Origin of the sequence: Nocardioides sp., assembly GCF_041913365.1 — a bacterium.
Lineage (GTDB): Bacteria > Actinomycetota > Actinomycetes > Propionibacteriales > Nocardioidaceae > Nocardioides.
Window position 1 is genome coordinate 111,184 of the sequence record NZ_JAYSFM010000008.1, and the last position, 12,907, is coordinate 124,090.

Here is a 12,907-nt window from a genome sequence, read left to right on the forward strand (position 1 = left end):
CGTGCACTGGCTGGCGGCGACCCAGATGCTCCGCGACGAGCGGCAGGCCGGGGTGCTCGTCACCGTGGCCGAGGTCCGCGGGCACGCCCCGCGTGACGCCGGCGCCAAGATGGTCGTGGCCGAGGGGCGCACCTGGGGGAGCGTCGGGGGCGGCAACCTCGAGGAGACCGCGGTCGCCCGGGCCCGGGCGATGCTGGCCACCGGTGCCGTGGAGCCCGAGCAGCTCACCCTCGGGCTCACCGACCGGGCCCGCACCGAGCACGGCCGCCAGTGCTGCGGCGGCGAGGTCACCCTGCTGCTCGAGCCGCTGCCCGTCGTCCCGGCGGTCGCCGTCTTCGGGGTCGGCCACGTCGGGCTCGAGCTGGCCCGGATCCTGTCCGGCCACGACCTCGACCTGCACCTCGTCGACTCGCGTGCCGACCAGCTCGCTGCCGAGCGCCTCGCACCCGTCGAGGCGGGGGAGGCCAGGGTGCGCGTGCACCACTCACCGGTCCCCGAGCTCGCCCTCGGGTCGGTCCCGCCGGGCACCCACGTCCTGGTGATGACGCACGACCACGCCGAGGACTTCGCCCTGTGCGACGCGGCCCTGCGCTGCGTCCACCTGGGGTCGGTCGGGCTCATCGGGTCGGCGGCGAAGTGGGCGCGGTTCCGCACCGGCCTGGCCGTGGAGGGCCACGACGAGGCGACCATCGCCCGCATCCGCTGCCCGATCGGGCTGCCCGGCCTCGCCGGCAAGGAGCCGGCCGCCATCGCCGTGTCGGTCGCCGCCGAGCTCGTCGGCCTGTTCGCCGCCGACCGGACGACCGCGTGACGGGAGACGGGGTCCTCTACCGGGCCCGCGCCTTCGACACGCCCGACGACCCGTTCGCCGCGGCGACCGCCGGCCCGGGCTTCCGCCACGACGACGACCTCGGCCTGCTCGTCTCCGGCGACGGCGTGATCGTGGCCCGCGGCCCTTTCGCGACGGTGGCAGCCGCCCACCGCGAGGCGCCCGTCATCGACCTGCGCGCGGGCATCCTCCTGCCCGGCCTGGTCGACACCCACGTGCACTTCCCGCAGGTCCGCGTGATCGGCGCGCTCGGCATGCCGCTGCTGGAGTGGCTCGACCGGTGCGCCCTGCCGGAGGAGCAGCACCTCGCGTCACCGTCGTACGCCGCCACGATCGCGGGTGAGTTCGTCGCCGGGCTGGTCTCCGCCGGGACGACGACGTCGCTGGTCTTCGGCTCCCACTTCGCGCCTGCGGTCGACGCGCTGTTCGCGGAGGCCGAGCGCTACGGGCTGCGGATGACCAGCGGTCTCGTGGTGAGCGACCGGATGCTGCCCGAGCCGCTGCTCACCACGCCGGAGCGCGCCTTCGACGAGGCGGTCGCGCTGGCCTCGCGCTGGCACGGCCGCGACCGGCTCCGCTACGCCGTCACGCCCCGCTTCTCGCTGTCCGCCTCCGACCCCGTGCTGGCCGCGTGCCAGGCGGTGCTGGAGTCGGTCGACGGCGCCTGCTTCACCTCGCACGTCAACGAGAACAACGCCGAGGTGGCCACCGTCGCCGGTCAGTTCCCCGACCGGGCCCACTACGTCGACACCTACGACCACCACGGGCTGCTGGGGTCGTTCTCGGTGCTGGCCCACAACGTGCACCCGACCGACCCCGAGCTCGCCGTGATGGCGGCCCGCGGCACGTCGGTGGCGTACTGCCCGACGAGCAACGCCGCGCTCGGGTCCGGGATGTTCCCGCTCACGCGCCATCTCGCGGCCGGCGTGCGGGTGGCGCTGGGCAGCGACGTCGGCGCCGGCACCGGCTTCTCGATCTTCAAGGAGGGCCTGCAGGCCTACTTCCTCCAGCACCTCATGGGGCCCGCCGGCATGCCGCTCGGCGCGGGGCACCTGCTGCACCTGTCGACCGCGGCCGGTGCCGCGGCGCTCGGCCTCGGCGACACCGTCGGCGACCTGTCGGAGGGCAAGCAGTTCGACGCGATCCTGCTGCGTCCGCCGCCCGGCACGGCCCTCGACATCGGCCTGCGGCACGCGGACACCCCGGAGGCGGCGCTGGGCAAGGTGTTCGCCCTCGCCTCGGACGCCGACGTCGCCGACGTGTGGGTCGGCGGCGAGCAGATCGCGTCGGGCGGCTTCGTGCGGCCGGTCACTCCCCGCGCGCCAGCAGGACGTCGTACGCCCGCAGGGTGAGGAAGTCGGGGTAGTCCTCGCCGAGCGCGCAGTCGACGAACAGCCGCCGGGCGTCCTCGTCCAGGCCCTCCCCGAGCGCGGCGTGCTCCTCCTCGACGACCCGCTCGACGAGCTCCCGGGTGACGACCTCGCCGCTGTCGAGGCGGGCCTGGTTGTGGACCCACTGCCACACCTGCGACCGGGAGATCTCCGCGGTCGCGGCGTCCTCCATCAGGTTGTCGATGCCCGCGGCGCCGTTGCCGGACAGCCAGGCGTGGAGGTACTGCATGCCGATCCGGACATTGCCGCGCAGGCCGGCCTCGGTGCGCTCACCCGGTGTGGCCGAGACCGCGAGCAGGTCCGCCGCCGCCACCGAGACGTCGTCGCGGGCGACGTCGAGCTGGTTGTCCCGGCCGTGGAGCGCCTCGTCGAAGACCTCGGCGCAGAGCGGCACGAGGTCGGGGTGCGCCACCCACGACCCGTCGAAGCCGGCCGTGGCCTCGCGGCTCTTGTCCTCGCGGACCTTGGCGAAGGCGCGCTCGTTGACCTCCGGGTCGCGCCGGCTCGGGATGAAGGCGGCCATCCCGCCGATGGCGAAGGCCCCGCGCCGGTGGCAGGTCCGCACCAGCAGGTCGCTGTAGGCCTTCATCATCGGCGCCGTCATCGTCACCGCGTTGCGGTCGGGGAGCGTGAATCCGGGGCCGGCGTCGCGGAAGTTCTTGATGATGCTGAACAGGTAGTCCCAGCGGCCGGCGTTGAGGCCGGCCGCGTGGTCGCGCAGCTCGAAGAGGATCTCGTCCATCTCGAAGGCGGCGGTGATCGTCTCGATCAGGACGGTGGCGCGCACCGACCCGTGCGGCACCCCGAGCGCCTGCTCGGCGTGGGTGAAGACGTCGTCCCAGAGCCGGGCCTCGAGGTGCGACTCCATCTTGGGCAGGTAGTAGTACGGCCCGCTGCCGCGCTCGAGGAGCGCGCGGGCGTTGTGGAAGAAGTGCAGGCCGAAGTCGACCAGCGCGGCGACCACCGGGCGTCCGTCCCGGGTCAGGTGCGCCTCGTCGAAGTGCCAGCCGCGCGGCCGGGGCAGGACGACGGGGGCGGCCTGCGGGTCGGCGACGGCGTACTCCTTGCCCTCGGGTGAGGTGAAGGTCAGCCGACCGCGTACGGCGTCGAGCAGGGTGAGCTGGCCGCCGACGACGTTGCGCCAGTGCGGCGTGTTGGCGTCCTCGAGGTCGGCCAGCCAGACCCGCGCGCCGGAGTTGAGCGCGTTGATCGCCATCTTGGGCTCGGTCGGCCCGGTGATCTCGACCCGCCGGTCGCGCAGGTCCGCCGGCACCGGCGCGACCGTCCAGTCACCCGCCCGCACGTCCGCGGTCTCGGCGAGGAAGTCGAGGGTGCCGGTGCGGGCGAGGTGCTCCCGGCGGGCACGACGGGCCGCGAGGAGGTCGTCGCGCCGGGCGTGGAAGCGCTCGTCGAGGTCGGCGACGAAGGCGAGCGCGTCCGGTGTGAGGACCTCCTCGGAGCGCGGCACGGACGGGGCAGCGACGTCGAGGCCGGACATGCCGGTCACGATAGCCTCGAGGTGATGTCCAGCGCCCGACTCCTTCCCCTCGCGCTCGCCCTCGTCGCGCCCCTGCTGACGGCGTGCGTGGGCGGTGACCCGACCATCGGGCTGCTCGTCGCCGACCGCTCCGACAGCACGTCGCGGGCGGTCGCCGTGCAGGCGTTCACCGACCGCGTGGAGGCGACCTGCGACGAGTGCCGGGTGACGGTGTACGACGCCGAGGGCGACGCCGAGACGCAGAAGAGCCAGGCCCGCCAGGCCGAGGCCGCCTCGGTCGACGTGCTGGTGGTGGTGCCGGTCGAGCCGGACGGGATGGAGGCGCTGGTCTCCCGCGACCTCCCCGTCGTCTCGCTGGGCGAGCTCGTCCCGGGCTCCGACCGCTTCGTGGGACTGGTGGGCGGCGAGGTCCCGGTCCAGCGCGGCTCGGACCTCGAGGCCGCCCGCGAGGTCCTGATGGGCGAGGAGGAGTCGATGACCTACGTCCCCACGCGCGCCATGACCGAGCAGGCGGCCGACGTCGCCGTCGCCTTCCTCGCCGACACCACGCCGGCCGGCGGGGAGGACGTGGACGGGGTGGAGACCTGGCTCTACGAGGACGTCGAGGTCACCCTCGACACGCTCACCACGGTGCTCGTCGCCGACGGCGCGATCACGCTCGACGACCTCTGCGGCGGCACGACGGCCGGGCGCTGCGTACGGTGGGGCCTGCGATGATCGAGATCCTCACTCCTGCCCAGGTCGACCGGGCCCGCCGCACCGGCGCGCTCGTGGCCGACATCCTCCAGTCGCTGCGCAGCCGCAGCCAGGTCGGCACCAACCTGCTCGACCTCGACCGCTGGACCGCCGAGATGATCAGGGACGCCGGCGCCGAGTCCTGCTACGTCGACTACGCCCCGTCCTTCGGGCGCGGGCCGTTCGGCCACTACGTCTGCACGGCGGTCAACGACGCGGTGCTGCACGGCCGTCCGCGCGACCAGCGGCTCGCCGACGGCGACCTGCTGACCCTGGACCTCGCGGTCCGCCTCGACGGCATCGCCGCTGACTCCGCGATCAGCTTCGTCGTCGGTGAGAGCCGCCCCGCCGAGTCGGTCGAGCTCATCGAGGTCACCCAGCGCGCCCTCGCCGCCGGCATCGCCGCCGCCCGGCCCGGCGCCCGGATCGGCGACCTGTCGCACGCCATCGGCACCGTGCTCTCCGACGCCGGCTACCCGATCAACATGCAGTTCGGCGGCCACGGCATCGGCTCGACGATGCACCAGGACCCGCACGTCTCCAACGACGGGCGACCCGGCCGGGGCTACCAGCTCCGACCGGGCCTCCTGCTCGCGCTGGAGCCGTGGATCATGGCCGACACAGACGAGCTCGTCACCGACGAGGACGGGTGGACCCTGCGCAGCGCGACCGGCTGCCGGACGGCCCACAGCGAGCACACCATCGCCATCACCGAGGACGGCGCGGAGATCCTGACGCTGCCGACCCCGGCCTGATCAGTGCACCGTCTCCAGCGGGGCCTCCGCCTCGGCCTCGGTCAGCGGGGTGTCCGCTGAGTCGAGCTTGCTCGGCCACCAGATCTTGCCGCCGAGGTCGAGGTTGAGTGCGGTCACCAGCACCGACCGGACGATCAAGGTGTCGAGCATGACGCCCAGGGCCACGGCCACGCCGAGCTCGGCCAGGAACACCAGCGGCAGCGAGCCCAGCACCAGGAACGTCGCGGCGAGCACGATGCCGGCCGAGGTGATCACGCCCCCGGTGGAGGCGAGGCCGATCAGCGAGCCCTTGCGGGTGCCGTAGGTCGCGGTCTCCTCCCGGACCCGGGTCATCAGGAAGATGTTGTAGTCGATGCCCAGCGCCACGAGGAACACGAAGGCGAACAACGGGAACCCGGGATCGGACCCGGCGAAGCCGAAGACGTACTCGAAGAGCAGCGCCGAGATGCCGAGCGCGGCACCGAAGGACAGCACCACCGTCGCGATCAGGATCAGCGGTGCGAGCACCGCGCGGAGCAGGCCGATGAGGATCAGCAGCACCACGGCGAGGACCAGCGGCATGATCACCAAGCTGTCGCGCTCGGAGGCGATCTTGGTGTCGAGGTAGAACGCCGCACCGCCTCCGGCGATCGCTTCGGCGTCCGGGACGTCGTGGACCGCCTCGCGGCTTGCCTCGACGATGTCGGCGGCTGCCGTGGAGGAGATGTCGGCGTTGATCGTCGCCTCGAACCAGACCCGGTCCGCGCTGAGGGGCTGGACCTCGCCCGGGGCGCCCAGGCCGTCGACGCCCTCGAGCGCCGCGACGACCGCGTCTGCCTGACCTGCGTTGGTGACGACCTGGAGGGTGTTGGAGTTGTCGGCCAGCCCGTGCTCGGTGAGCAGCTTCTGGCCCTTGATGGAGTCGAACTCCTTCGTGTAGGTGTCCTCGGTCGACAGGCCGGACGCGTCGAGCCGGAAGAGGCCGAGGCAGGCCAGCAGCAGCAGGCCGGTGGTGGTGAGCCACACGCGGCGGGGCCGGTGGCTGATCGCGCGGCCGACGCGGGCCCACAGGCCGTTGGCGGTCGGCTCCACGCTGCGGTAGGCCGGGCGCTTGGGCCAGAAGACCCAGCGGCCGCAGATCACCAGCAGGGCCGGCAGCAGCGTGATCATCACGAGCATGGTCACCGCGACACCGATGGCGAGGACGGGGCCCAGGCCGGCGGTGGAGTTGAGGTCGGCGAACGACAGGCAGAGCATGCCCACCGCGACCGTCGCGGCGCTGGCGAAGATGGCCGGCGCGGCCCGGTGCAGGGCGAACGCCATCGCCTCGTGGCGGTCCTCGTGGCGGCGCAGCTCCTCCCGGTAGCGCGCCACCAGCAGGAGGGCGTAGTCGGTGCCGGCGCCGATCACCAGGATGCTCAGGATCGCCTGGCTCTGCCCGTTGACCGTGAGCCCGGCGTACTTCGCCAGGAGGTAGACCAGGCCGGTGGCGATGAAGTTGGCCGAGACCGCGCACAGGATCGGGAGCAGCCACAGGACCGGGCTGCGGTAGGTGAAGAGCAGGATCACGATCACCACGGCGAGGGTGGCGAAGATCAGGTTGGTGTCGATGCCCTCGAAGGCCTCGGCGGAGTCGGCGGCCTGGCCGCCGTAGCCGGCGAGGTGGACCTCGCCGCCGTCGATCTGCGCGATGTCGCGGATCTCCGCGGCCGCGTCGGGGATGTCGTTCCACCCGTTGGCGCCGAAGTTGAGCACGAAGTAGAGGTAGGCCACCTGGCCGTCGTCCGACACCAGGGTCGGCACGGGCGCGCCCTGGGCCTGGGCGGCCTCGGCGGCCGCCGGTGTGAGCACGCCCTGGTCGGTGACGCCGTCCAGCTCGGCGATCTGCGGGCCGTGCTCCTCCATCGCGGCGAGGTCGGCCTCGGTCAGCCCTCCGTCGCGGTGGTAGACCACGAGCGTGGGGATGTCGTTGGGGTCGACCGTCTCGGAGAGCTCCTCGAGCACCTGGGTCGACTCGGCCGACTCGGGCAGCCACGAGGAGGCCTCGTTGTTCTGCACGGAGGTGAGCTTGGCCGAGAAGACCGCCATGAAGCCGGTCAGCACCAGCACCGCCCCGAGGACGACCCACTTGGTCACGCGGCCGGTGAGGGAACCGGCGATCTGTCGATGCATGGATCCAGTCGAACAGGACGGTCCGACATCGTGCATCGGTAAAAGCCCTGAGGTCTAGACCGGGTGGTCCCCGGGATCGGGGCCCGGCGGCGCGGGTCAGCGGTCCTGGAGCTGGAACGGTGCACGGGTGTCCATCGAGCCCGCGCGTGGCGCGACGGCGTACTCCATGGACCCGTCGGTGCCGAGCCGGACCACTGCCCACTCGTCGTCCTGCCAGGTCACGACCAGCACGTGCTCGGCGTCCTCCCAGACCTCGTCGAAGTACGTCGCCGAGTGCCCGTTGCGGGCGTAGGTGAAGGTGCGGGCCACGGTGCCGTCGGCCGTCGCGAGGATGTCGAGGACCTTCGGTCCGAAGCCGTCGGCGTACGCCGGCGTGCCGAGGACGTGGTCGTTGTCCGGTGCGACGTCCGAGAGCTGGTTGTCGCAGGTGCGCCACTTCACCCGCCAGCTCCGCATCATCGCGCTGCACGAGCCGAAGTCGCTGAGCGAGGTGATGCCGCCCAGCCAGCGGCCCCGGCCCGTGGTGGTCTGCCGCAGGTGCGGGACGCGGTCCACGATGCCGTGCGAGGACGTGTAGAACGCGCGGTGCGGCCCGTTGACCGCGATGGAGCACCCGGTGCCGGGGTCGCCCTCGCCCTCCTTGCAGTTCTCGCCCGCGACCGTGACGGCGTGCGCGGTGCCGGTCACCGGGACCGGGTTGAAGCGGAAGACCCGGTCGCCGTCCTGGTCGATCGTCCACACCTTGCCCGCCCGGCCGGCGAAGGCGACCACCTCGCCGAGCGGCGACACCGCCAGCCCGTGGCCCGTGCGCCACTCGCGGCGGCCGGGGGTGCCGTCGGCGGCGACCCAGCGCACGGTGGTCGGGCGGTTCAGCGCGGTCTGGACGACGTAGCCCGAGCCCATCGGGGCCAGCGCGACGACGTTGTTGGGCACCGGGGTGCGGGTGCCGCCGGGACCGTGGATGACGGTCCTGCCGGAGCGCCGCTCGGTCCAGGCGATGGCCGGCGGCTCGCCTTGCGCCAGGTCGCGCACGTCGAGCACGGTGCGCGGTGCCTGTGCGCGTGCCTCGGCCCCCACCTCGGCTGTGCCGGCCTGCGCGGAGGGGATGAGGGCGGCGACCGCCAGCGCGGTCGCGGCCAGGACCGTGGTCCGGGAGAGGGTCTTCATGGTCGGGAGACGCTCGGTGGTGCGGGTTGGTTGCCCCTAGCCACCCGCGAATGCCGCCGGCAGCTCGCGCCCCTCGGCCGCCAGCACCCCCCGCAGCCGGTCGGGGCGGTTGGTGATCAGCCCGTCCACCCCGAGCCGCACCAGGTGGCGCTGGGTGGCCACGTCGTCGACGACGTAGGGGATGACCGCCAGGCCGACCGCGTGTGCGCGGTCGACGAGGTCGGCGGAGGCGAACGGCTTGTACGCCGGGTCCTCCACCCCGGCGAGGAAGGGCGAGCCGTGGATGGGGGAGATCGCGGTGAACCCCTCCGCCGCGGCGGTGCGCACGAAGTCGGCGTCGACCGCGAGCCCGTCGAACCACGGCGAGGGCGCGTCGCCGCTGGCCCTGAGGTACTTCGGCGACACGAGGAGGTTGCGGGCCAGCGCCGGCTCGGCCTCGGCCACGCGGGCCAGCACGCCCCAGTCGAAGCACTGGATGCTGGTGCGCCCGACCAGCCCGTCGACCCGGAGCGCGTCGACGACCTTCGCGACGAACGCCTCGCGCGTGGTGAGCTGCGCGGCGTCGAGGGCGTCGTACTTGATCTCGAGGTTGATGCGCACCGGGTCGGCGCCACGCTCCTCGAGCAGCGCCGCGACCTGGCGCAGCAGCGGCATCGTCGGCGGCAGGTCGGCCCGGGTCAGCTGGCGGATCAGCCGCGCGTCGGCGATGGCGGGGTCGTGGCAGACCACGACGTCGTCCTCGGCCGTGAGGTGCACGTCGAGCTCCAGCGTCGAGACTCCGAGGGCGAGCGCCCGACCGAAGGCCTCCAGGGTGTTCTCGGGCCAGAGCCCGGCGCCGCCACGGTGTGCCTGCAGGTCGAACGTCCGCAGGTTGCTCACCCGTACAGTCTGTCGACCACGTCGGAGTACTTCGCGTTGACCACGCGCCGCTTGAGCTTGAGCGTCGGGGTGAGCTCCTCGGACTCGGCGGTCCACTCGTGCGGCAGCAGCTCCCACGACTTGACCTGCTCGGGGCGGGAGAGCCGCTCGTTGGCCGCGTCGACCGCTGCCTGCGCCATGGCGCGGATCTGCGGCTTGGTGGAGAGGTCGGCGAGGTCGGTGAACTCGATGCCCATCTTCGCGGCGACGAGCGGTGCGATCTCGCCGTCGAGGGTGAGGATCGCGACGACGTAGGGCTGGTTGTCGCCGATGGCCATCGCGTGCCCGACGATCGGGGACTCCTTGAGGTAGTTCTCGATGTTGGAGGGCGCGATGTTCTTGCCGGCCGAGGTGATGATCAGCTCCTTCTTGCGGTCCACGACCGAGTAGAAGCCGTCGTCGTCGACGGTGCCGATGTCGCCGGTGTGGATCCAGCCGTCGTCGTCGATCAGGGCGCGGGTGGCGGACTCCTGGCGGTGGTAGCCGGGGGTGTTCACCGGGCCGCGGGTGAGGATCTCGTTGTCCTCGCCGAGGCGCACCTCGATGCCGGGGTTGGGTCGCCCGACCGTGCCCAGCTTGAAGTGGCCCGGGCCGTTGGAGGTGAAGGCGCCGGTCGTCTCGGTCATGCCGTAGACGTCGTACACCTGCAGGCCGAGGCCGCCCATGAACTTCGCGACCTCCAGCGGCATCGGCGCGGCGGCGCTGGCTGCCCACTTCACCTGGTCGAGGCCGAGCAGCAGCCGCAGGAAGCCGAGGATGGCCTCGTCGGCCTTGGCGTAGGCCTCCTCGACCTCGGGCGTCATCTCGTTGCCGTACTCGTGGGCCTGGGTCCACGCCAGGCCGGCGGCCATCGCGTTGGTGACCATCGCCTGGTTGTCGGGGTTGGGATCCTCGGCCAGCTTGGCCGAGATGCCGGTCTTGATCTTCTCCCACACCCGCGGGACGCCGAAGAACGCCGTCGGGTGCACCTCGCCGAGCGCGCCGAGCAGCCCGGCCGGGTCGGGGATCGCGTGCACGTGGCTGCCCAGGAACGGAGGACCGTACGTCGCCAGCACCCGCTCCGCGATGTGCGCGAGGGGGAGGTAGCTGATGGTGCGCTGCTGGCCCTGGAGGCCGGCGGCGTCGAGGGTGGAGACGGCTTCGTACATGACGTTGTGGTGGGTGAGCACGACGCCCTTGGGGTTGCCGGTCGTGCCGGAGGTGTAGAGGTACGTGGCCGGCAGGTCGGGGGTGATCTGCTCCATCCGCGCCTCGACGGCGGAGGTGTCGGCGCCGCGGGCGATGAAGTCGTCCCACGTCATCACCCGGTCGTCGTCGGCGCGGTCGGCGTCGCTGAACATCACGACGTGGCGGATCGAGTCGACCTCCGCCAGCGCGCGCTCCCAGCGCCGGAAGCGGTCGTGGTCCTCGAGCACCACCACGACCGGACGGGCCTCGCCGGCGATGAAGGCGACCTGGTCCTGGGCGAGCGTGTTGTAGATCGACATCGGCACCGCCGCCGCGGTCATCGAGCCGTAGTCGGCCAGCGTGTGGAGCGTGCGGTTGGAGGCCATCAGCGCCACCGCGTCGCCCTTCTCGACGCCGAGGTCGATCAGCGCCGCGGCCACCTGCTGGGTGCGCTCCCAGGTCTCGGCCCAGCTGATCGTCGACCAGGTCTCGCCCTCCGGCACGTCGAACCGGTCGGAGAACGCGGGCTGGTCACCGAACCTCCCGGCCGCCTGGCGGACGGTGGCCGGCATGTGCAGGCCGAGGATGCGCGCCTCGTACTCCTCGCGGGCTGCCGCGACCTCGGCGGGGATCTCGTGCGCCATCTCGGGTCTCCTACCTGTCTCGCACATGTCTCGGGTCATGTGGCGGGGGTCACATCATGGCCGCGGCGCCTGCGGGCTGGCTAGGTGTCGGTGCGCTTGGATGGACCGGTGACAGGTGATCCGTGGCAGGTCGACCGGCTGGACCTCGACGGCTACCTCGCGCGCGTCGGCCTGGCTCGGGTGGCCGCGACCCGCTCGACGCTCGACGCGCTGCACGAGGCCCACGTCCGCGCCTTCACCTTCGACAACGTCGACGTGCTGCTCGGCCGGCACTCGGGTGTCGGGCTCGACGCGGTGCAGGAGAAGTTCGTGGGCCGCGGTCGCGGCGGCTACTGCTTCGAGCACAGCACGCTCTTCGCCGCCGTCCTGGATCGGCTGGGCTACGACGTACGCCGCCACCTGGGCCGGGTCGGCGACCCGGCGGCCGGCACCCAGCAGGCGCGCACGCACATGACCGTCTCGGTCGTCGTGGACGGGGCGCGGGTGCTGTGCGACCCCGGCTTCGGGATGAGCCTGCTGCGGCCGGTGCCGCTGGTCGACGGCGGCGAGGACGACCACCTGCCCGGCTGGCGCTACCGCGTCCGTCGTACGCCGGAGGGCGCGTGGGCGCTGCACCGGCTCAGGGAGGCCGGCTGGGAGGTCGCCCACACGACCGACGAGCTGGAGGTCCTCCCCGTCGACGTGGCGATGGGGCACCACTTCACCAGCACCTTCCCCGGGTCGCACTTCACGACCGGGCTGATGGTCACCCGCCACCTGCCCGGGCGCCACGTGACGGTGACCCACGAGACCCTGACCGTCCGTGTCGCCGGCGGGCCGACCGAGCACCGGCCGCTGGCCAACGGTGAGCTGGGGGAGTGGCTCGACACCCTGGAGGTGGGCCTGTCGGTCGAGGAGCGCGACGCGCTCCTCGACTGGGACGCGCGGCGTCGCACCGCTGGCTAGGGTCGCCACGTGTACAGCGACTACGAGAACTGCGCGGTCTGCGGCTCGGAGGTCCGACTGCGCCCGAACCCGGGAGCGTCGGGCGACACCAGCGAGCCGGCTGGTCCGACCGACGGCGTCGTGGGCGGGGGTGACCCCACCGTCGACGTGCGGGAGTGCACCAACGACGACTGCCCCTCCCGCCGCCCGGGCGGTCCGGACGCCTGACGCCCAGACTGTGTCGCATGCCCCTCGACATCGTCATTGCGACCGTACCCCTGCTCGAGGAGTGGCGCGCGGTCCACAACGCGATCATCCCCACTGACCCGCTGTCGGCCGCCGACGTCGCGGAGAGGTCGGCCCGCAACCGCCTGACGCTGGGCTACGACTCCGGCGTGCTGGTCGGCAACGCCACGGTGCGGCCGCCCGTGGATCCCGACGGGGTTGCGACCGTCATCGTCCGGATCCTGCCGGAGCACCGTCGTCGGGGCTTGGGCTCCGCCTACCTGGAGTCCGAGCTGGCCGAGGCGCGTGCCACCGGCGCGAGGCGGATCGAGACCGTCGTGCTCGAGTCCAACGCCGACGGCCTGGCCTTCGCCCTCGCCCGCGGGTTCGTCGAGCACGACCGCTACGTCCTCGACGGGGACACGGTCGCGTTCATCGACCTCCACCTGCCCGAGTGAGTGGGGACGTCATACGGACAGGGCAAGCGGTTGCCCCGTCCGTAT

At 72.7% G+C, this 12,907-nt stretch carries 12 protein-coding genes; 7 read left to right on the plus strand and 5 right to left on the minus strand.

Features of this window, described 5'->3' with window-relative positions:
- Nucleotide 1: 1 nt before the first annotated feature.
- Nucleotides 2–811, plus strand: coding sequence for a xanthine dehydrogenase accessory protein XdhC (xdhC, locus tag ACE3QY_RS17160; RefSeq protein ID WP_374457260.1), 810 nt, complete (start codon nucleotides 2–4; stop codon nucleotides 809–811).
- Entirely contained in the window at nucleotides 808–2,181 is a 1,374-nt protein-coding gene (locus ACE3QY_RS17165) for a guanine deaminase (protein ID WP_374457261.1), read from the plus strand. The genes xdhC and ACE3QY_RS17165 overlap by 4 nt, the downstream gene beginning before the upstream one ends.
- On the opposite strand, the gene aceB is transcribed toward ACE3QY_RS17165, so the two are convergent.
- Entirely contained in the window at nucleotides 2,138–3,718 is a 1,581-nt protein-coding gene (aceB, locus tag ACE3QY_RS17170) for a malate synthase A (protein WP_374457262.1), read from the minus strand. The two genes, ACE3QY_RS17165 and aceB, sit on opposite strands and share 44 nt — an antisense overlap.
- A gap of 24 nt (nucleotides 3,719–3,742) precedes the next feature.
- Between aceB and ACE3QY_RS17175 the strand changes: the two genes are divergently transcribed.
- The gene (locus tag ACE3QY_RS17175) at nucleotides 3,743–4,435 is read left to right on the plus strand and encodes a hypothetical protein (protein WP_374457263.1); all 693 of its coding nucleotides are present in this window, start codon (nucleotides 3,743–3,745) and stop codon (nucleotides 4,433–4,435) included.
- Entirely contained in the window at nucleotides 4,432–5,208 is a 777-nt protein-coding gene (map, locus tag ACE3QY_RS17180) for a type I methionyl aminopeptidase (protein ID WP_374457264.1), read from the plus strand. The genes ACE3QY_RS17175 and map overlap by 4 nt, the downstream gene beginning before the upstream one ends.
- On the opposite strand, the gene ACE3QY_RS17185 is transcribed toward map, so the two are convergent.
- The 4 genes from ACE3QY_RS17185 to ACE3QY_RS17200 form a co-directional block, all read right to left on the minus strand.
- Nucleotides 5,209–7,359 carry an MMPL family transporter gene (locus ACE3QY_RS17185; protein ID WP_374457265.1) on the minus strand — a complete coding sequence of 717 codons (2,151 nt, stop codon included), beginning with the start codon at nucleotides 7,357–7,359 and terminating at the stop codon, nucleotides 5,209–5,211.
- Nucleotides 7,360–7,455: 96 nt separating this feature from the next.
- Nucleotides 7,456–8,526 (minus strand): hypothetical protein, encoded by a 1,071-nt coding sequence (locus ACE3QY_RS17190; RefSeq protein WP_374457266.1) that lies wholly within the window; start codon nucleotides 8,524–8,526, stop codon nucleotides 7,456–7,458.
- A gap of 36 nt (nucleotides 8,527–8,562) precedes the next feature.
- The gene (locus ACE3QY_RS17195; RefSeq protein ID WP_374457267.1) at nucleotides 8,563–9,405 is read right to left on the minus strand and encodes a glycerophosphodiester phosphodiesterase family protein; all 843 of its coding nucleotides are present in this window, start codon (nucleotides 9,403–9,405) and stop codon (nucleotides 8,563–8,565) included.
- Nucleotides 9,402–11,255, minus strand: a complete 1,854-nt coding sequence (locus ACE3QY_RS17200; protein WP_374457268.1) for a long-chain fatty acid--CoA ligase — start codon at nucleotides 11,253–11,255, stop codon at nucleotides 9,402–9,404. Before ACE3QY_RS17200 ends, ACE3QY_RS17195 begins: the two co-directional genes overlap by 4 nt.
- 108 nt (nucleotides 11,256–11,363) lie before the next feature.
- Here ACE3QY_RS17200 and ACE3QY_RS17205 point away from each other — a divergent pair, with 108 nt between their 5' ends.
- Genes ACE3QY_RS17205 through ACE3QY_RS17215 form a run of 3 tightly spaced genes read left to right on the plus strand, consistent with a single transcriptional unit; the run spans nucleotide 11,364 to nucleotide 12,862 of the window.
- Nucleotides 11,364–12,200, plus strand: coding sequence for an arylamine N-acetyltransferase (locus ACE3QY_RS17205; RefSeq protein WP_374457269.1), 837 nt, complete (start codon nucleotides 11,364–11,366; stop codon nucleotides 12,198–12,200).
- Between the two features lie 9 nt (nucleotides 12,201–12,209).
- Nucleotides 12,210–12,407, plus strand: a complete 198-nt coding sequence (locus ACE3QY_RS17210; RefSeq protein ID WP_374457270.1) for a hypothetical protein — start codon at nucleotides 12,210–12,212, stop codon at nucleotides 12,405–12,407.
- 17 nt (nucleotides 12,408–12,424) lie between these two features.
- Nucleotides 12,425–12,862 carry an N-acetyltransferase family protein gene (locus tag ACE3QY_RS17215; RefSeq protein WP_374457271.1) on the plus strand — a complete coding sequence of 146 codons (438 nt, stop codon included), beginning with the start codon at nucleotides 12,425–12,427 and terminating at the stop codon, nucleotides 12,860–12,862.
- Nucleotides 12,863–12,907: the final 45 nt, after the last annotated feature.